The organism is Pseudomonas sp. PDM20, assembly GCF_014852575.3.
Taxonomy (GTDB): domain Bacteria; phylum Pseudomonadota; class Gammaproteobacteria; order Pseudomonadales; family Pseudomonadaceae; genus Pseudomonas.
The window spans coordinates 5,742,357-5,760,926 of the sequence record NZ_CM181224.1 but is presented as its reverse complement, the minus strand read 5'-3'; the positions used below and the strand labels follow the sequence as shown (position 1 = coordinate 5,760,926).

Below are 18,570 nucleotides of genomic sequence, written 5' to 3'. Positions count from 1 at the left end.
GGTTTTCCCTGAGAGGCGGGTGTGGGCTAATGTCCCCTCTCCCCAGCCCTCTCCCTGAAGGGAGAGGGCGCTGTCCGTGCCGCCAGATACTTCTGGCCTCATCCTGCGTCTGACTGCTTTTCTCCCATCAGGGAGATAACTGTCCGAGCCGGCTGACGCCTGGGCTTGATCTTGCGCCATACGGTCCCCTCTCCCTTCAGGGAGAGGGTTAGGGAGAGGGGCTCTGGGCCCGCTCCGGATCAGTTACTGCGCACCGCGTAATCCGGCTTCTTGTCGTTGCCCGGAATGAACGGGCTCCACGGCTGGGCGCGGATTGGCTCGGGGGTCTTCCAGACCACGTTGAACTGACCGTTGTCCTCGATCTCGCCGATCATCACCGGCTTGTGCAGGTGGTGGTTGGTCTTGTCCATGGTCAGGGTGAAGCCCGACGGCGCCTTGAAGGTCTGCCCGCCCATGGCCTCGCGGACCTTGTCGACATCGGTGCTGCCGGCTTTCTGCACGGCCTGCGCCCACATGTGGATGCCGACGTAGGTGGCCTCCATCGGGTCGTTGGTCACGGCGGTGCTGTAGTTGGGCAGGTTCTTGGCCTTGGCGTAGGCCTTCCAGTCAGCGACGAACTTGCTGTTCTCCGGGTTCTTCACCGATTCGAAGTAGTTCCACGCGGCAAGGTTGCCCACCAGCGGCTTGGTATCGATGCCGCGCAGTTCCTCCTCGCCCACGGAGAAGGCCACCACCGGCACTTCGGTGGCTTCCAGGCCCTGGTTGGCCAGCTCCTTGTAGAACGGCACGTTGGAGTCGCCGTTGACGGTGGAGATCACCGCGGTCTTGCCGCCGGCGGAGAACTTCTTGATGTCGGCGACGATGGTTTGATAGTCGCTGTGGCCGAACGGCGTGTAGACCTCCTGGATGTCCTTGTCGGCCACGCCCTTGCTGTGCAGGAAGGCGCGCAGGATCTTGTTGGTGGTGCGCGGGTAGACGTAGTCGGTGCCCAGCAGGAAGAAGCGCTTGGCGGCGCCGCCGTCCTCGCTCATCAGGTATTCCACCGCCGGGATGGCCTGCTGGTTCGGCGCAGCACCGGTGTAGAAGACGTTGGGCGACATTTCCTCACCCTCGTACTGCACCGGGTAGAACAGCAGGCCATTGAGCTCCTCGAACACCGGCAGCACAGATTTGCGCGACACGCTGGTCCAGCAGCCGAAGACTACCGCGACCTTGTCCTGGGTCAGCAGCTGGCGCGCCTTCTCGGCGAACAGCGGCCAGTTCGAGGCCGGGTCGACCACCACCGCTTCGAGCTTCTTGCCGTTCACCCCGCCCTTGGCGTTGATCTCGTCGATGGTCATCAGCGCCATGTCCTTGAGCGAGGTCTCGGAGATCGCCATGGTGCCGGACAGCGAGTGCAGGATGCCGACCTTGATGGTCTCGGCGGCCTGGGAGCTGAACGGGAACAGACCGGTGAGCAGCAGGGCGCTCATGGCCAGCGTACTTTTCAACAGCGGACGACGTTTCATCGCGGCAGCCTCCTTGGCTATCCAGGGGCGGGGAGTTGCCGGTGCGGCAGCTTCCCCGGAAATGGGGCGATCCCGCGCGGGATCGAAGCTGCCATCGCAGCATCCGTGCCAAACAGGCAAAAGCCTTGGCGCAGATGGGCTGCACGCGATTTTCTGTCGTAATGGTGAGGTTTTTCAGTGCGCAGCTTTGGTGCGCCGAACGCCCTTTGGTGCGCGGCGCTCCCCAAAGGAGCGCGTCATTGCGGGAGGAAGTAGCCGCGCACGCCGGTCATGATGATCTGCGCGGCAAGGGCGCAGACGAACAGCCCCATCAGGCGACTGACGATCATCAGGCCCTGTTCGCCGAGGACTTTCTCGATCTTGTCCGAGAGGTAGAGCGTGACGCCGACGGTCAGGCAGGCGAGGAAGATTGCCGCCAGGGCCGAAAGCTTGTGCTCCCAGTCCTGGTTCACACCCATCACCAGCAGCGCACCGATGGTGCCGGGGCCGACGGTGATGGGGATGGTCAGCGGGACGATGGTGACGTCCTGCTGCACGTTGTCCGCCTGCACAGCCGAGCGCCCCTGGGCCATGCCCAGCGCAGAGATGAACAGCACGCTGCCCGCGCCGATGCGGAAGGCGTCGGCGGTGATGCCGAACAGGGTGAAGATGTAGCGCCCGAACAGGTACAGCAGCACGCTGGCGATCAGCGCCGCCAGGGCCACGCGCCAGGCCATGCGCTTGCGGTCGCGCGGGGCGAAGCCGCGGTTGAGGCTGATGAAGCAGGACAGGACGAAGAAGGGGCTGTAGAGCACCAGCATCTTCAGGTACACGCTGAACATCACTTGCATGGGAACGACTCGTCCGGATTGAGAGGGCGCGGCAGGGCAAAGCATAGCGGGTGGGGCGGCGGGTGGCATTGCGGCGGGGCAAATGCCAGAACGGGTTTGCGTCAGTGCAGGATATCGGAGCGAGTCTGGAAGTTGCCGGAGTAGCGGACCAGGGCCGGATGCTCCGATGCTTCGAACTTGAATATGACGGACCCTTCAAGAAACGTGTCAGGGCAGTCTGCCACTTTGGATACGTAGTACCGCAGATTGTGTTTACGAAAGGCTTCCCGAAGAGGCTCAGGTAGCGTTTCTGCGGATTCGTTGCTGATGAGGAATTGCTCGCCGTACTGCGCCTGGAACAGTTTTATTCGCCAGTAGCTGCTCTGACTGAAGTCGATCATGACGTCGTCGATGTACTCGGCGTGTTGCTTTTCGCCCATGGAGTTGGTGCCGTCCGGATCGCTCATCAGGAATCAGGAAGGCAGCGCGTCGCTCTGCTGGCGCAGGCGGCGCTCGCGTTCGCCGACCCAGTAGGCCACCAGTTCGCGCAGTTGCGACAACTCCACCGGCTTGGCCATGTGGCCGTCCATGCCGACCAGTCGCGCGCGTTCCTTGTGTTCGCTGAGGATGTGCGCGGTGAGCGCCACCACCGGGGTGTGCGGTCGGTGTTCGCTGGCCTCCCAGGCGCGCAGGCGCTCGGTGGCGGAGAAGCCGTCGAGCACCGGCATTTCGCAGTCCATCAGCACCAGGTCGTACTGGGTGGACTTCATCGCGGCGAGGGCTTCCTCGCCGTTGCTGGCGGTATCGGGCTGCAGGTTGAGCTTGCTCAGCATGCCGCGGATGACCTTGGTGGAGATGCTGTTGTCCTCGGCGACGAGGATGCGGAAGTCGCTGGGCGGCACGTTTGAAGCCGGCTCGCTGGCTGGCGAAAGGTAGTTGCTCACGCCGCTCGGGCCACGGCGGGAGAGTTCCTCGGCGAGGGTCGCCTTGAGCGTGTAGCCGGCCACCGGCTTGGCGAGGATGCGCTTGATCCCGGCGTTGCGCGCGATGATCTTGCTCGGCGCGTTGCTGATGCCGGTGAGCATGATCAGCAGGATGTCGTGGTTGAGGTTCGGGTCTTCCTGGATCTTGGTCGCCAGCTGCATGCCGGTCATGCCGGGCATGTCCTGGTCCAGCAGGACCACGTCGAAGTATTCGCGCAGGTGCGCCTTGGTGCGCAGCTGGGCCAGCGCTTCCTTGCCCGAAGACACCGCGCTGACGTTCATGCCCCAGGCGCTGCATTGCTGCACCACCACCTTGCGGCAGGTCTGGTTGTCGTCCACCACCAGCAGGCGCGCGCCCTGCAGCGGGCTGTCGAGGTCGGCGCCAGCCTGGTCGATCTGCTGCGGGTCCAGCGGCAGGCTGAGCCACAGCAGGTTGCCTGCGCCTTCGGCGCTGTGGCCACTCTCGATGCCGCTCTCTATTCCAAACTCCCCCGACATCAGGCGGATCAGCTGGCGCGCAATGATCAGGCCGAGGCGGCTGCTGATGCGGGTGGCGGAGAGGAAGTCGCGGCTGTGCAGTTCGGCGGTAAGCAGGGCCTGGCGGTCGGCGCTGTCCAGCGGACGGCCGCTGTCCTGCACGGCGATGCGCAGGCGCGGACGCTCGGGCGGGCCGTCGAGGGCGACGACGAGGAGAATCTCGCCCTCGTCGGTCTGCTTGAAGGCGTTGTCCAGCAGGCTCAGCACGGCCTGGCGGAGGCGCGTCGGGTCGCCGCTGACGATGCGTGGCACCTGCGGCTGGGTGAAGCTGATCAGCTCGACCTTCTGCTGCTCAGCCTTGGCACGGAAGATCGCCAGGCAATCCTCGATCAGCGCGCCGAGGTCGAACTGCACCTCGTCCAGCTCGATCTGCCCGGACTCCAGCTTGGAGATGTCGAGAATCTCGTTGATCAGCGAGAGCAGCTCGTTGCCCGCGCTGTGGATGGTCTGCACATAGTCGCGCTGCTTGGCCGAGAGCGGGGTGCCGAGCAGCAGCTCGGTCATGCCCAACACGCCGTTCATGGGGGTGCGGATCTCGTGGCTGATCTTGGCCAGGAAGTCGCCCTTGGCCTTCAGCTCGGCGACGTTGGCGGCGCGCTGGCGGCTGGCGGCGAACTGGTCGTTCTGGATTTTCCGCTGGCGCTCGGCGAGCGCCAGACTGAGCAGGAAGCCGACCACTGCCGAGAGGCCGAGCAGGCCGCTGCCGAGCCATTCTGCCCGGGTCGCCACGTAGCCCAGCAGCGACGGCAGGCTCAGGCACCAGACCACCACGAAGAGGCCCATGCCGATGGCGAACAGGCGCGCCGGGCGGTAAGCGTGAATCCAGTAGTAGACCGCCACGCCGAGAATGCTCAGGGTCACCAGGGTGATCAGCCCATAGACCAGGCTGCTGATGGACAGGTCGAGTACCAGGTTGAGCGCCACGCACAGCACCACCAGCCCGGCGGTGCCACCCAGCAGCAGGCGCTTGAGCGGCAGGCGCGGGGTGAGGTCACGGAAGAAGCTGGCGGTGTAGCCAAGACCGCAGATCAGCGTCACCACCAGGCAACCCAGCGCAATCATCGGCTGCAGCGACTGGCTGTTGCCGTACCAGGGGCTGAGCAGGCCGAACAGGTTGAGGCAGGCCAGCAGCAGGCTCGCATGCACGCCGGCCAGCCACAGGCCGCTGGCGACGCGGGTGTAGGCGAAGCGCACGAGGTTGTAGAGCAGCAGCATGGCCAGGCAGCCGATCAGCACGCCGAAGTGCAGCGGGCGCTGGTCGTTGCTCGGCTGGCCGGCGGCCTCGATGCTGATGTTCGGGCGCAGCGGCAGAGTCGAGGCGAGGCGCAGGTAGAGATCCAGCGGCTCGGCGGCGGTGCGCAGGGGGATCACCAGATCACTGTTGAGCAGGGGGCGCTGCACCGGGGAGAGGTTGCCGGCGCTCTTCTGTTCGAGGACTTTCTGCCCGTCGAGGATGAACATCTCGAAGCTGTCCAGGCTCGGCGCGAACAGGCGCAGCTGCTGGGGCTCGTCGTTGGCGGGCAGGCGGAAGTGCAGCCAGGTCGCGCCGGGGCCGGCGGGGGCGTGCAGGTCGCTGATGTCGAGGGGGCTGAAGAGGGTGCGGTAGCGCGGGGAGATCACGTCCTGCAGCTGCAGGCGGGCGTCACTGTCGTGGAGCTGGGACCAGCCGGGTTCCTGGCTTGCCGCATAGGTCGGAAGACAGACCAGAGCGGCCAGCAGCAAGCTGACGAGGAGTCCTGTGGCAGTCCAGAGCCGACGCACGGCGAAGTCCCTTCGGTAGTGAGTGGGCGGATTATAGCCAAGTGTGCTGAAGGCCGTAATCCACCCGTGCACGCCGGGACCGGTGTGGAGGAGGCGTCCGACGGGGGACGCCTCCACCCGTCGGATCAGCCCTCGCCGCGCTCGCGGGCGATGGCGCGATAACCGATGTCCTTGCGGTAGAAGCTGCCGTTCCAGCGGACCTTCTCGGCCAGACGGTAAGCCTGTTCCTGGGCCGAGGAGACGGTCGGGCCGATGGCAGTGGCGCACAGTACGCGGCCGCCGGCGGTGACGATCTGGCCGTCCTTGAGCGCGGTGCCGGCGTGGAAGACCTTGCCGTCGAGCTGGGCGGCATCGTCCAGGCCGAAGATAGCGTCACCCTTGGCGTAGTCGCCCGGGTAGCCGCCGGCGGCGATCACCACGCCTACGGTGGGACGCGGGTCCCAGGTGGCTTCGACCTTGTCCAGCGCCTTGGCCAGGGCGGCCTCGACCAGCAGGACCAGGGACGATTCCAGGCGGACCATGATCGGCTGGGTTTCCGGATCGCCGAAGCGGCAGTTGAACTCGATGACCTTGGGCTTGCCGCTCTTGTCGATCATCAGGCCGGCGTAGAGGAAGCCGGTGTAGACGTTGCCTTCCTCGGCCATGCCGCGCACGGTCGGGTAGATCACTTCGTCCATCACGCGCTGGTGCACGTCGGCAGTTACCACCGGAGCGGGGGAGTAGGCACCCATGCCGCCGGTGTTCGGGCCGGTGTCGCCGTCGCCGACGCGCTTGTGGTCCTGGCTGGTGGCCATGGGCAGCACGTTCTGGCCGTCGACCATGACGATGAAGCTGGCTTCCTCGCCGTCGAGGAACTCTTCGATCACCACGCGCGATCCGGCGTCACCGAAGGCGTTGCCGGCGAGCATATCGCGCACTGCTTCCTCGGCTTCGGCCAGGGTCATGGCGACGATCACGCCCTTGCCCGCGGCCAGGCCGTCGGCCTTGATCACGATGGGCGCGCCTTTCTCTTTCAGATAGGCCAGCGCCGGCTCGACTTCGGTGAAGTTCTGGTAGTCGGCGGTGGGGATCTGGTGGCGTGCGAGGAAGTCCTTGGTGAAGGCCTTGGAACCTTCCAGCTGGGCAGCGCCGGCGGTGGGGCCGAAGATGTCCAGGCCGCGCGAGCGGAACAGGTCCACCACGCCTTTGACCAGCGGCGCCTCGGGGCCGACGATGGTCAGCTGCACGTTCTTCGCTGCGAAATCGGCCAGTTCTTCCAGGGCCAGCACGTCGATGGCGACGTTCTCGCACTTGGCCTCAGTGGCGGTGCCGGCGTTGCCCGGCGCGACGAAGACCTTCTGCACGCGCGAATCCTGCGCGACCTTCCAGGCCAGCGCGTGCTCGCGACCGCCGCTGCCGATGATGAGTACGTTCATTGGAGTTCTCCTGAACAGTTCCGGCTTTGCCGGATTGTTGGGTATCGCTTCGCTCCACCCAACCTACGAGAGCTTTTTTCCAGCCTGTGCGAGGGCGCAATGGAGTGGCTGGATGCAAGGCGCGGACGGCTTCGACAAGCGGAGTTGCCTATTGGCAATGAGCATTGGCGAAGTCGTCCGCAACGCAGCAGACGGCCGCTACAGTGCGGCCGTCCCGGTTAATGCCTAAAGTGGCGCATGCCGGTGAAGACCATTGCAATGCCGGCTTCGTCAGCGGCGGCGATCACCTCGTTGTCGCGCATCGAACCACCCGGCTGGATCACCGCGGTGATACCGGCCTTGGCAGCGTTGTCGATGCCGTCGCGGAACGGGAAGAAGGCGTCGGAAGCCATGACCGCCCCCTTCACTTCCAGGCCGGCATGCTCGGCCTTGATGGCGGCGATGCGGGCGGAGTTCACGCGGCTCATCTGGCCGGCGCCGACGCCGACGGTCTGGCGCGCCTTGGCGTAGACGATGGCGTTGGATTTCACGAACTTGGCGACTTTCCAGGCGAAGATCAGGTCGTGGATTTCCTGCTCGCTGGGGGCGCGCTGGGTGACGATCTTCAGGTCATCGGCGGTGATCATGCCGATGTCGCGGCTCTGTACCAGCAGGCCGCCGTTGACGCGCTTGAAGTCCCAGCCCGGCGCACGCTCGGCCGGCCACTCGCCGCACTCCAGCAGGCGCACGTTGGCCTTGGCAGCGACCACGGCACGGGCAGCTTCGGAGATTTTCGGGGCGATGATGACTTCGACGAACTGGCGCTCGACGATGGCCTGGGCGGTCTCGCCGTCCAGCTCGCGGTTGAAGGCGATGATGCCGCCGAAGGCCGACTCGGTATCGGTGGCGTAGGCCAGGTCGTAGGCCTTGCGGATGCCGCCTTCATTTTCCGGAACCACGGCCACGCCGCACGGGTTGGCGTGCTTGACGATGACGCAGGCCGGCTTGACGAAGCTCTTCACGCACTCCAGCGCGGCGTCGGTGTCGGCCACGTTGTTGAACGACAGTTCCTTGCCCTGCAGCTGGATGGCGGTGGAGACGCTGGCTTCGCCCTTCTTCGCCTCGACGTAGAAGGCCGCGCTCTGGTGCGGGTTCTCGCCGTAGCGCATTTCCTGCGCCTTGATGAACTGGCTGTTGAAGGTGCGCGGGAAGGCGCCGCGGTCTTCGGTGGACAGGGTGTCGCGCGCCTGGTCGATGGTGCCCAGGTAGTTGGCGATCATGCCGTCGTAGGCCGAAGTGTGCTCGAAGGCCTTCAGGGCCAGGTCGAAGCGCTGGGCGTAGGTCAGGCCACCGGCCTTCAGGGCGCCGACGATGCTGGCGTAGTCACCGGCGTTGACCACGATGGCAACGTCTTTGTGGTTCTTCGCCGCGCTGCGGACCATGGTCGGGCCGCCGATGTCGATGTTCTCGATGGCGGTCGGCAGGTCGCAGTCGGCCTTGGCCACGGTCGCTTCGAACGGGTACAGGTTGACCGCCACCAGGTCGATCGGCTTGATGCCGTGCTCTTCCATCACTGCGCCGTCGAGGTCACGACGTCCGAGGATGCCACCGTGGATCTTCGGGTGCAGGGTCTTCACGCGGCCGTCCATCATTTCCGGGAAGCCGGTGTAGTCGGCCACTTCCACGGCGGCGATGGCGTTGTCCTTGAGCAGCTTGTAGGTGCCGCCGGTGGAAAGGATCTCCACGCCAAGGGCTGCCAGCTCACGGGCGAAATCGACGACGCCGGTCTTGTCGGAAACGCTGATCAGCGCACGGCGGACGGGCAGGCGGGTGGTTTGGTCGGTCATAACGGCTTCCACAAAGGCTTCGGGCTTTTCGCGTGTCAGGCGCGGGCCCGGCTGACCTCGAGGTCGCGGGCCCGCGCCTGCCACCTGTCAGAGAAGATCGTACTGCTTGAGTTTCTTGCGCAGGGTCCCGCGGTTCAGCCCCAGCAGTTCGGAGGCTTTGGTCTGGTTACCCTTCACGTGGTTCATGACGGTTTCCAGCAGCGGCGCTTCGACTTCGCAAAGCACCATGTTGTATACGTCCGTGACCGGCTGCCCTTCGAGATGGGCGAAATAGTTGTGCAGTGCCTTTTCCACGCTGTCGCGGAGGGTCTGGCCCTCCTGCGTCGGAGTGGTCAGGTGCTGTTTAAGGTTGGCGTTGTCGCTCACGGGTGTCATTCCACTCACTAATGTCTCGGTCATCGTTGTCATGCGGCCACCCCTTCTCCGTTATTGTGGCGCTCGGCGAAGAACTGCCTGACGCTGGCGCTCTGTGCATCCGTGTCCTGCAAACGATTGAACTGGGAACGGAACTCCGCCGCTCCCGGTAGGGTTGCGAGGTACCAGCCCACATGCTTGCGGGCAATTCGCACACCCATTTCCTCCCCATAAAACGCATGCAATGCAGCGAGGTGCTCGAGCAGGATGCTCTGTACCTCGTGCAGACTCGGCGCCGGCAACAGCTCGCCGGTGCTCAGGTAATGATCGATCTCGCGGAAGATCCAGGGATTGCCCTGGGCGGCGCGGCCGATCAGCAGGGCATCCACGCCCGTCTGCTCGAACACCTGCCGTGCCTTGCGCGGTGAATCGATATCACCATTGGCGAAGACCGGAATCGAAACCGCCTGCTTGATCGCCGCGATGGTTTCGTACTCCGCCTCGCCGGTGTAGAGGTCGGCACGGGTCCTGCCGTGTACCGCCAGCGCCTGGATGCCCGACTGCTCGGCGATCCGCGCCACCGTCACACCGTTCTTGTTCGACCGGTCCCAACCGGTGCGAATCTTCAGGGTGACGGGAACCTCTACCGCCGCGACCACCGCCTCGAGGATGTCGGCCACCAGCCGTTCATCCTTCATCAGCGCGGAACCCGCGGCCTTGTTGCAAACCTTCTTCGCCGGACAGCCCATGTTGATGTCGATGATCTGGGCGCCGAGCTCCACGTTGCACCGTGCGGCTTCCGCGAGCATCTGCGGGTCGCCGCCGGCGATCTGCACCGAACGTGGTTGATCCTCGTGGTCGTGCTGCAGGCGCAGGCGCGACTTGCGGCTGTTCCACAGGCGGACGTCGCTGGTGACCATCTCCGATACCACCATGCCGGCGCCGAGGCGGCGACAAAGCTGGCGGAACGGACGATCGGTGACGCCGGCCATCGGGGCCAGGATCAGTCTGTTGGGCAGTGTGTAGGAGCCGATGCGTACCACCGACTGGTTTTCCATGGTCAATGGGGCGGGAACACCGAGGCGCCGCGCGTTACGAGACTCGCGGGTGCTTTCGGGGCCTGCCACCGGTGCTAGCAAAAAAGGGAGGGCATGATACCCGCTCTCGATGACCGGATAAAGGCGATTTTGGATAAATTCTGAACAATCCCGGGCTTAGTACCCCAGGTTGGAAGACGAGCGGAACTGGCGCTCTCAGGCGCTTTGAGCTACTCGCCGGGTCATTCCGGCGAGTGGAAGCTCAGGCTGTAGTTCACCGCTTTGGGACCCGGATCGAGGATGTCCAGGGAGATGTGGATCGGCGTCTGCGGCGGCATCTCGCTCTGCCCGGCCAGCTCGCCCGAGAGGTACTCGCTGGGCTTGAAGCGGCGGCTGGCGATCAACTGGCCGTTCAGGTCGGCGAAGCGCATTTCCAGCAGCGGGAAGGGCTGGGAGAAGTTGGCGCGGTTGTAGATGATCGCGTCCACTACCAGCGCACCGCTGAAGTCCGGGTGGCTGCGCACCACCAGGTTGCTGCTGCGGATCTGCTCCACGTCGACCTTGGAGGGCAGGGTGCAACCCAGCTCCGGGCAGGCCTGGGCGAACCAGGGGCGGTACTGGTCCTGGCGGGCCAGTTCGTCGAAGTGATAGGCGATGTACTGGCCGGCGAGACCGGCCAGGGCCAGCAATACCAGCAGCAGCCAGAACAGTCGGCGGCCCCAGCGGCTCTTCGGCTTCTGCCAGTCGAGCTGCAGGGGTTCGTCGCTGAGGTCGTTCAGGCCATCATTGCCAAGGCCTGGATCGGCGCGCCGATGGTCGCCGCGCTGGTCGGCCAGCGGCGGCTCCTCGTCTTCATCGTCAGGCTCATCGTCATCACGGCGGGCGCTGAAGGCTGGAAGTTTCTCGTCGTCGCTCTCGACGCGAAGGGGGGCCGGGTCGATGCGCGGTTCGTGCTCCGGCTCTTCCTCGGGCTCCTCCGGCTCGGATTCCTTGTCGGCCACCAGGCGCGCGCTGGCGGGCGGCTCCTCCGGTTCCTCGATGGGCAGCCGGCCGAAGCTGGGCTCCTGACGGGAAGTGCGACTTGCGCCGTTCTGTTCCTCTTCGATCAGGGCTTCGGCCCAGCGCTCGTCGTGCGGGTCGCGCTTCTCTTCCTGGCGAGTCTGCAGGGCTTCGCTGGGGCGCGGCGCACGGTCGATGCTGAGGAATTCCTGGGACAGCTCGAACTCGTCGAGCTTGGCCAGTTCCTCGTCGAGGTTGAGGCTGTCCAGATCGAGATCGTCGTGGATCCACAGCGTCTCGTCTTTTTTTCCGGCGGCCGGTGCAGGAGCAGGCTTGGGTGGCTCGCTGGTCACGGTCGCTGCCGGGGCGATCACCGTGGTCGCGGCGACGGCCGAGGCAGGTTCGGTAACCGGTGCCGGTTTTGCTTCTACCTTCTGCTCGGCGACGGCGGGCTTTTCCGCCACATCGCTGGAGTGCCGCGCGGCGTGGGGTGCCAGCGGCCAGCCGAGGGTGGCGGTGCCAGGAGCGCTCGGTGCGGCGGGCTTTTCGGGAGTGAAGGTGTTGAAGGCCGGCGCGGGAACGGGCGCGGCTGCGATCGGCTCCGGGGCTTTCGATGGCGCAGGCGGCGCGACCGGCTCCGCTGCCGGGGCAGGTTTCGGGGCTGCAGCGGGCGGTATCGTCGTGACAGCCGGCGCCGGAACCTGGGTCGGCTCGCCGACCATGTTCTGCGGCGCACTGAAGACCTTCAGGCAGGTTCCGCAGCGCACAGCACCGCTGGCCGCGCCCAGTTGCGCCGAGTTGACGCGGAAACGGGTCTGGCAATGGGGGCACTGTGTGATGAAGCTTTCGCTCATGCGGCGGTCCGGCGGAAAAATCTGGCGGTTAGTCTAACTCAAGCCCCGTACGGCGGGCACTCAGCGGCGGCGGCCGCTGATGCGGATCCAGCCATCGCGTTCGGCGGTCGGGTCGAGGTCGAAGGCGTCGGCGTAGGCGGCGCGTACTTCCTCGGCCTGCTCGGCGAGGATGCCCGAAAGGGCCAGCAGGCCACCAGATTTCACCAGCCCGGTGAGCTGCTCTGCCAATGTGACCAGCGGACCGGCCAGAATGTTCGCCACCAGCACGTCCGCCTGCGCCTTGGGCAGATCAGCGGGCAGGTAGACGGGGAATTTCGCCGGGTCGATGCCGTTGCGCGAGGCGTTGTCGCGAGAAGCTTCCAGCGCCTGCGGGTCGATGTCGGTGCCGACCGCCTGCTCAGCACCCAGCAGCAGCGCGGCGATGGCGAGGATGCCCGAGCCACAGCCGAAGTCCAGCACCTGCTGGCCGGCCAGCTCCTGGCCGTCGAGCCATTCCAGGCACAGCGCGGTGGTCGGGTGGGTGCCGGTGCCGAAGGCCAGGCCCGGGTCGAGCAGCAGGTTCACCGCTTCCGGCTCCGGAGCCTCGTGCCAGCTGGGGACGATCCACAGGCGGCGGCCGAAGCGCATCGGCTTGAAGTTGTCCATCCAGCTGCGTTCCCAGTCCTGGTCCTCGATGCGCTCGATCTGGTGCTCTGGCAGTTCGCCGCCGGTGAGCAGGGTCAGGTGGGCGATCAGCGAGGTTTCGTCGGTGTCGGCCTCGAACAGTGCGAGCAGGTGGGTGTGGCTCCACAGCGGGGTGGTGCCCAGGTCCGGCTCGAAGATCGGCTGGTCTTCGGCGTCCATGAAGGTCACGGAGACGGCGCCGACTTCCAGCAGCGCATCTTCATAGGTTTCCGCCTGATCCGGGGTGATGGCGAGTCGGACTTGAAGCCAGGGCATGGGGCGGTACCTCGATCGTGCCGGGATGGAGCTGGAAAAGACAACGGACCGCCTGGGCGGCCCGCAGATAAAGGCGGCAAGCTTACTGCACGGCACCCTGCCATGCCAGCGTGCAGGGGCCGCAAAGCACAAGGGCCGCCCGGAGGCAGCCCTTGTGGTGGAGCGAGGCGGAGCAGGGCAGGCTTAGTGCTTGTCCATGCCCAGCTTCTTCTCCAGGTAGTGGATGTTCACGCCACCCTTGCAGAACTCTTTATCGCGGACCAGCTCCTTGTGCAGCTCGGTGTTGGTCTTGATGCCATCGACGATCAGCTCGTCCAGCGCATTACGCATGCGCGCCATGGCTTCATCGCGGTCCTTGCCGTAGGTGATGATCTTGCCCACCAGCGAGTCGTAGTTCGGCGGCACGGCGTAGCCGCTGTACAGGTGCGAATCCACACGCACGCCGTTGCCGCCCGGTGCGTGGAAGTGCTTCACCTTGCCGGGGCTCGGCATGAAGGTCTTCGGGTCTTCGGCGTTGATCCGGCATTCCAGCGCATGGCCACGGATGACCACGTCTTCCTGCTTGATCGACAGCTTGTTGCCCGAGGCGATGCTGAGCATTTCCTTGACGATGTCGATACCGGTGACCATCTCCGACACCGGATGCTCCACCTGCACGCGGGTGTTCATCTCGATGAAGTAGAAGCGGCCGTTCTCGTAGAGGAACTCGAAGGTGCCGGCGCCACGGTAGCCGATTTCCACGCAGGCCTGGACGCAGCGGGCCAGCACTTCGGCGCGGGCCTTCTCGTCGATGCCCGGGGCTGGGGCTTCTTCCAGCACCTTCTGGTGACGACGCTGCAGGGAGCAGTCGCGGTCGCCCAGGTGGATGGCGTTGCCCTGGCCGTCGGAGAGGACCTGGACTTCCACGTGACGCGGGTTGGTCAGGAACTTCTCCAGGTAGACCATCGAGTTGCCGAAGGCCGCGCCCGCTTCGGTGCGGGTCAGCTTGGCGGACTTGATCAGGTCTTCTTCCTTGTGCACGACGCGCATGCCGCGACCACCACCGCCACCGGCGGCCTTGATGATCACCGGGTAGCCCACCTCGCGGGCGATGGCCAGCGCGGTTTCTTCGTCCTCGGGCAGCGGGCCGTCGGAGCCCGGTACGGTCGGCACGCCGGCTTTCTTCATGGCGTCCTTGGCGGACACCTTGTCACCCATCAGGCGGATGACGTCGGCGCTCGGGCCGATGAAGGTGAAGCCCGAGCGCTCGACCTGCTCGGCAAAGTCGGCGTTCTCGGCGAGGAAGCCGTAGCCGGGGTGGATACCCACGGCGCCGGTAACCTCGGCCGCGGCGATGATCGCCGGGATGTGCAGGTAGGACTGCGCGGCCGGGGCCGGACCGATGCAGACCGCTTCGTCGGCCAGCGACAGGTGCATCAGCTCGCGGTCGGCGGTCGAGTGCACGGCCACCGTCTTGATGCCCAGCTCCTTGCACGCGCGCAGGATGCGCAGCGCGATTTCGCCGCGGTTGGCGATCAGTACTTTTTCCAACATCGCAGGTTCCCCGCGGTTTAAACGATGGTGAACAGGGGCTGGTCGAATTCGACCGGCTGGCCGTTCTCCACGAGGATCTGACCGATCACGCCGCTGGTCTCGGCCTCGATGTGGTTCATCATCTTCATGGCTTCGACGATGCAGAGGATGTCGCCTTTCTTCACGCTCTGGCCGACTTCGACGAAGTTGGCGGAAGTCGGCGAGGCTGCGCGGTAGAAGGTGCCGACCATCGGCGAGCGTACGGCGCCGGCGAGGTTCTGGGCAGCCGGGGCGGCTTCAGCGGCCGGGGCAGCAGCGGCAGCGGCCACGGGAGCTGCGGCCGGGGCCGGAGCGTAGGCCGGGGCGGCAGCGTAGATCGGCTGGGCGGCGGTCTTGCTGTGACGGCTGATGCGTACGGACTCTTCGCCCTCTTTGATCTCCAGTTCGTCGATACCGGATTCTTCGAGCAGTTCGATCAGTTTCTTGACTTTACGGATGTCCATCAGTGTTCGCTCTCCCAGGTGAGGTCACGGGCGTTCAAGTTGTTCGAGGGCGGATTCCAGGGCCAGGCGGTAGCCTGTGGCTCCCAGACCGCAGATCACCCCTACCGCCACGTCGGAAAAGTAGGAGTGATGCCGGAAAGGTTCACGTTTGTGCACGTTGGAGAGGTGCACTTCGATGAATGGGATGCTCACTGCGAGCAATGCGTCACGTAGAGCGACACTTGTATGCGTGAAAGCGGCCGGATTGATGAGGATGAAGTCCACGCCTTCGTTGCGCGCGGCGTGAATCCGGTCGATCAGTTCGTACTCGGCATTGCTCTGCAGGTGCATCAGGTGGTGGCCGGCCTCGCGGGCGCGGCGCTCCAGGTCCTGGTTGATCTGCTCGAGGGTGACGGAGCCGTACTTGTCGGGCTCGCGGGTGCCCAGCAGATTGAGGTTGGGCCCGTGCAGTACCAGTAAGGTCGCCATCTGGATGCGGTAGTCCTTGTTCTTGGCGGGAAAAGATAGGGCGGGACTATGCCGGAAAGTCGGCGTGACTGTCCAGTCATGCGGGTTTTGCCGTAGATGTCAGCATGTTGCCAGCCGATTACGGCAAAACCATTGCAATCAAACTGTGATCAGGAGCGCGTTCCAGCCTGTTTCAGGCGGTCGGCGAGGGTGGCGGCGTCGGTCTCGCCGATGATGCGCAGGTCGCTCCATTCGTCGCCTTGTGCCGAAAAGAACAGCAGCGCGGGCGGGCCGAACAGGTTGTAGCGGTCGAGCAGGGCGCGCTGCTCCTCGGTGCTGGCGGTCATGTCGAAGCGCAGCAGGACGAAGCCGGGCAGTTGCGACTGTACTTCCGGCGCCGGCAGTACCTGGCGCTCGATGATCTTGCAGCTGATGCACCAGTCGGCGTACCAGTCCAGCAGTACCGGCCGACCGGCGGCCTGGGCGCTGGCCAGCGCCGCGTTGAGCTGCGCCGGGGTGGTGATGTTCTGCCAGTCGCCGGGGGTGGACGTCGGCGGGCCCGCATGCAGGCCGGGGCCGCTGCGGCCCAGCGGGTGCAGCGGGTCGGATTCGCCGCGCAGGGCGCCGGTCCAGGCGGCCACGGCGTAGACCAGCAGCATCAGGCCGAGCAATTGACCGAGGCGCTGCAGGGGCTTCTTCGGCCCCAGTTCGAGGGTGCCGATGGCCAGGGCGATGCCGCCGGCCAGGGTGCCCCAGAGGGTCAGCGAGACCGGGCCGGAGACGATGCGGTCGAGCATCCAGATGGCCACGGCCAGCAGCATCACGCCGAAGACGTTGCGCACGCCGTTCATCCAGGCGCCGCTCTTGGGCAGCAGCGCGCCGCCGCCGACGGCGAAGATCACCAGCGGCGTGCCCATGCCCAGGCCCAGGGAGAACAGCAGCAGGCCGCCGCCTACCGCATCGCCGGTGCTGCTGATGTACAGCAGCAGGCCGGCCAGCGGGGCGGTGACGCAGGGCGATACCAGCAGGCTGGAGAGCACGCCCAGGGTCGCCGCGCCGGCGATGGAGCCGCCGCGGGTGTTGTTCGCCATCTTGTCCAGACGCTCGCGCACGAAGCCCGGCAGGCGCAGCTCGAAGGCACCGAACATGGCGATGGCGAAGACCACGAAGAACGCCGCGAAGGGGATCAGCACCCAGGGCGACTGCAGCATTGCCTGCAGGTTGAGCTTGGCGCCGAACAGGCCCATCAGGGTGCCGAGCACCGCATAGCAGGCGGCCATCGGCAGCACATAGGCGAGCGACAGCGCCAGGCCGCGCATGCCGCCCGGACGACCGCGCAGCACGACGCCGGAGAGGATCGGCAGCATCGGCAGTACGCAGGGGGTGAAGGTCAGCGCCAGGCCCAGCAGGAAGAAGATCGCCAGCGCTCGGCCGAGTTTCTTGATCTTGCCCGGCTCGTGGTCGCCCAGCAGGCTGGCCAGCGGGTTGGCCGAAGTGGCGGAGGATTTGGTAGCGGCGGAAGGTGCGGGGCCGGTCACCACGCTGGCGGCCTGGCCGTCGGCGATCTGCAGGCGGGTGGTTTCCGGCGCATAGCACAGGCCCTTGTCGGCGCAGCCCTGGTAGCTGACGACCAGGGTGAAGGGCTTGTGCTGCGGGTTCACCAGCGGCACGTCGATGTCGGTGATGGCGTAGTAGACCACCGTGTCGCCGAAGTAGTCGTCGTGGTGCTGCTTGCCTGGCGGCAGCTTCACTTCGCCGACGCTCACGCCGCTGTCGGCGGGCTCGACCTTGAAGCTGAAACGGTGCTGGTAGAGGTAGTAGCCATCGGCGTTGATGAAGCGCAGCTTCACCTGCTGGCTGTCGCTGTCCTCGACGCTGACGCGGAAGGCCTCGGCCACCGGCAGGAAATCGCCCTTGGCCGGTTGCCCGACGGCGAAGCCGCCCTTGTCGGCGGGTTTGTCGAACAGGCCGGCGGAAGCAGGCAGGGCGACCAGGAGCAGAAGCAGGGTGAGCAGGCGGCGCATGGACATCTCGCGGACTACAGGGTGGCGGGCATGATAGCGGAAAGCTTCCTGCGCGGCCCGAGGCGTTGCCGGATCAGCTGTCACAAGAAGTGATAGACGCTGTGGGACTGCGCCTACGAGTCCCGGTTCCCGTGACGCCGCTGCGTCAATCGGCCGCGTGCTGGCCGAAGGCTGTCAACAGATCGCTGACGAAGGCCTGCTCAGCGTCACCGGGGTGGCGGCCGCGGTGGCGGGTCAGGCTGAAGGCCACGTCGAAGCCCAGTTCGCCGGGCAGCAGTTCGCGCAGCTGGCCACGCTCGATCCACGGCTGGGCGACATGCCTGGGCAGGTAGCCGATGTGCGCGCCGGAGAGGATGAAGGCCAGGCTGCCGTCCACCTGCTCGCAGCGCGCGCTGCTGCGGCTGGTTTGCAGCGGCTCGTCGGCGGCGATGAAGCGGTAGGGGTGCAGGACCTGGTCGGCGTCGGCGAGGGAGTCGCGGGTCGGTTTCTTCTCGCTGAAGGCCGGGTGCCCGGCGCCGCAGTAGAGGCCCTGGGGTTCGCTGAACAGCTCGACATGTTCCAGCGCCGCCTGGGTCCCGGCGAAATAGCCGACTGCCAGGTGCAGGCGGTCCTGCAGTAGCAGGCGCTCCAGCTCGGCGGGCGTGGCGGTGATCAGTTCCAGGCTGACGGCTTCATTGCGCTGGCGGAAGCGCCGGATGGCCCCGGACAGCTGCGCCAGTACTTCCACGTCCAGCCCTTCGGAAAGCCCGATGCGTACCTCGCCGAGCAGCTTGTCGGCGACACCGCGGGCCTCGTCGCGGAAGCCCTCGATGGCGAGGAACAGGCGCCGCGTCGATTGCAGCAGGTGCTCGCCCTTGGGCGTCAGGCGAAAGCCGCCCTTGCCGCGCTCGCACAGGCGGTAGCCCAGGCGCGTCTCCAGCTTGGCCATCTGGATGCTGATGCTCGGCTGGCTCAGCCCCAGCTCGCCCTGCGCGGCGCTGAAGCCGCCGCATTCCACCACGGTGACGAACAGCCGCAGCAGTTGCAGGTCGAGGTCGCGCAATTGGCTGAGCATGGCCGTCT

15 protein-coding genes are annotated in these 18,570 nt (G+C 65.9%); all 15 read right to left on the bottom strand.

Annotation, left to right across the window (positions count from 1 at the left end):
• Positions 1-239: 239 nt before the first annotated feature.
• Positions 240-1,508: an urea ABC transporter substrate-binding protein gene (gene urtA, locus IB261_RS26560; RefSeq protein ID WP_081515601.1), complete on the bottom strand. Its 1,269-nt coding sequence runs from the start codon at positions 1,506-1,508 to the stop codon at positions 240-242.
• A gap of 236 nt (positions 1,509-1,744) precedes the next feature.
• Positions 1,745-2,338, bottom strand: coding sequence for a type III secretion system genes modulator TspR (gene tspR, locus IB261_RS26555; RefSeq protein WP_081515602.1), 594 nt, complete (start codon positions 2,336-2,338; stop codon positions 1,745-1,747).
• Between the two features lie 101 nt (positions 2,339-2,439).
• Positions 2,440-2,784, bottom strand: coding sequence for a hypothetical protein (locus tag IB261_RS26550; RefSeq protein ID WP_192383762.1), 345 nt, complete (start codon positions 2,782-2,784; stop codon positions 2,440-2,442).
• A gap of 6 nt (positions 2,785-2,790) precedes the next feature.
• Positions 2,791-5,559: a hybrid sensor histidine kinase/response regulator gene (locus IB261_RS26545; RefSeq protein WP_225594884.1), complete on the bottom strand. Its 2,769-nt coding sequence runs from the start codon at positions 5,557-5,559 to the stop codon at positions 2,791-2,793.
• 164 nt (positions 5,560-5,723) lie between these two features.
• Positions 5,724-7,013, bottom strand: coding sequence for a phosphoribosylamine--glycine ligase (gene purD / locus IB261_RS26540; RefSeq protein ID WP_081515604.1), 1,290 nt, complete (start codon positions 7,011-7,013; stop codon positions 5,724-5,726).
• 218 nt (positions 7,014-7,231) lie between these two features.
• Complete coding sequence (purH, locus tag IB261_RS26535) at positions 7,232-8,839, bottom strand: bifunctional phosphoribosylaminoimidazolecarboxamide formyltransferase/IMP cyclohydrolase (protein WP_138214105.1); 1,608 nt, start codon at positions 8,837-8,839, stop codon at positions 7,232-7,234.
• A gap of 87 nt (positions 8,840-8,926) precedes the next feature.
• Entirely contained in the window at positions 8,927-9,247 is a 321-nt protein-coding gene (gene fis / locus IB261_RS26530) for a DNA-binding transcriptional regulator Fis (protein ID WP_024766365.1), read from the bottom strand.
• Positions 9,244-10,251 (bottom strand): tRNA dihydrouridine synthase DusB, encoded by a 1,008-nt coding sequence (gene dusB / locus IB261_RS26525; RefSeq protein ID WP_081515606.1) that lies wholly within the window; start codon positions 10,249-10,251, stop codon positions 9,244-9,246. Before dusB ends, fis begins: the two co-directional genes overlap by 4 nt.
• 221 nt (positions 10,252-10,472) lie before the next feature.
• Positions 10,473-12,083 carry a DUF3426 domain-containing protein gene (locus IB261_RS26520; RefSeq protein ID WP_151188454.1) on the bottom strand — a complete coding sequence of 537 codons (1,611 nt, stop codon included), beginning with the start codon at positions 12,081-12,083 and terminating at the stop codon, positions 10,473-10,475.
• Positions 12,084-12,143: 60 nt separating this feature from the next.
• The gene (prmA, locus tag IB261_RS26515; protein ID WP_081515608.1) at positions 12,144-13,022 is read right to left on the bottom strand and encodes a 50S ribosomal protein L11 methyltransferase; all 879 of its coding nucleotides are present in this window, start codon (positions 13,020-13,022) and stop codon (positions 12,144-12,146) included.
• Between the two features lie 183 nt (positions 13,023-13,205).
• The gene (accC, locus tag IB261_RS26510; RefSeq protein ID WP_045216407.1) at positions 13,206-14,555 is read right to left on the bottom strand and encodes an acetyl-CoA carboxylase biotin carboxylase subunit; all 1,350 of its coding nucleotides are present in this window, start codon (positions 14,553-14,555) and stop codon (positions 13,206-13,208) included.
• A 17-nt stretch (positions 14,556-14,572) separates the two neighbouring features.
• Complete coding sequence (accB, locus tag IB261_RS26505) at positions 14,573-15,037, bottom strand: acetyl-CoA carboxylase biotin carboxyl carrier protein (RefSeq protein ID WP_081515610.1); 465 nt, start codon at positions 15,035-15,037, stop codon at positions 14,573-14,575.
• Between the two features lie 24 nt (positions 15,038-15,061).
• Entirely contained in the window at positions 15,062-15,505 is a 444-nt protein-coding gene (gene aroQ / locus IB261_RS26500; RefSeq protein WP_015479055.1) for a type II 3-dehydroquinate dehydratase, read from the bottom strand.
• Between the two features lie 149 nt (positions 15,506-15,654).
• Entirely contained in the window at positions 15,655-17,508 is a 1,854-nt protein-coding gene (locus IB261_RS26495; RefSeq protein WP_192383763.1) for a protein-disulfide reductase DsbD, read from the bottom strand.
• 145 nt (positions 17,509-17,653) lie between these two features.
• The gene (locus IB261_RS26490) at positions 17,654-18,562 is read right to left on the bottom strand and encodes a LysR family transcriptional regulator (RefSeq protein ID WP_081515612.1); all 909 of its coding nucleotides are present in this window, start codon (positions 18,560-18,562) and stop codon (positions 17,654-17,656) included.
• Between the last annotated feature and the right edge of the window lie 8 nt (positions 18,563-18,570).

Coding starts and splice junctions, on each gene's coding strand:
- IB261_RS26520 (WP_151188454.1), bottom strand. CDS start 12,083: ATGAGCGAAAGCTTCATCACACAGTGCCCCCATTGCCAGACCCGTTTC.
- purH (WP_138214105.1), bottom strand. CDS start 8,839: ATGACCGACCAAACCACCCGCCTGCCCGTCCGCCGTGCGCTGATCAGC.
- aroQ (WP_015479055.1), bottom strand. CDS start 15,505: ATGGCGACCTTACTGGTACTGCACGGGCCCAACCTCAATCTGCTGGGC.
- fis (WP_024766365.1), bottom strand. CDS start 9,247: ATGACAACGATGACCGAGACATTAGTGAGTGGAATGACACCCGTGAGC.
- prmA (WP_081515608.1), bottom strand. CDS start 13,022: ATGCCCTGGCTTCAAGTCCGACTCGCCATCACCCCGGATCAGGCGGAA.
- dusB (WP_081515606.1), bottom strand. CDS start 10,251: ATGGAAAACCAGTCGGTGGTACGCATCGGCTCCTACACACTGCCCAAC.
- purD (WP_081515604.1), bottom strand. CDS start 7,013: ATGAACGTACTCATCATCGGCAGCGGCGGTCGCGAGCACGCGCTGGCC.
- urtA (WP_081515601.1), bottom strand. CDS start 1,508: ATGAAACGTCGTCCGCTGTTGAAAAGTACGCTGGCCATGAGCGCCCTG.
- tspR (WP_081515602.1), bottom strand. CDS start 2,338: ATGCAAGTGATGTTCAGCGTGTACCTGAAGATGCTGGTGCTCTACAGC.
- accC (WP_045216407.1), bottom strand. CDS start 14,555: ATGTTGGAAAAAGTACTGATCGCCAACCGCGGCGAAATCGCGCTGCGC.
- IB261_RS26490 (WP_081515612.1), bottom strand. CDS start 18,562: ATGCTCAGCCAATTGCGCGACCTCGACCTGCAACTGCTGCGGCTGTTC.
- IB261_RS26550 (WP_192383762.1), bottom strand. CDS start 2,784: ATGAGCGATCCGGACGGCACCAACTCCATGGGCGAAAAGCAACACGCC.
- accB (WP_081515610.1), bottom strand. CDS start 15,037: ATGGACATCCGTAAAGTCAAGAAACTGATCGAACTGCTCGAAGAATCC.
- IB261_RS26495 (WP_192383763.1), bottom strand. CDS start 17,508: ATGCGCCGCCTGCTCACCCTGCTTCTGCTCCTGGTCGCCCTGCCTGCT.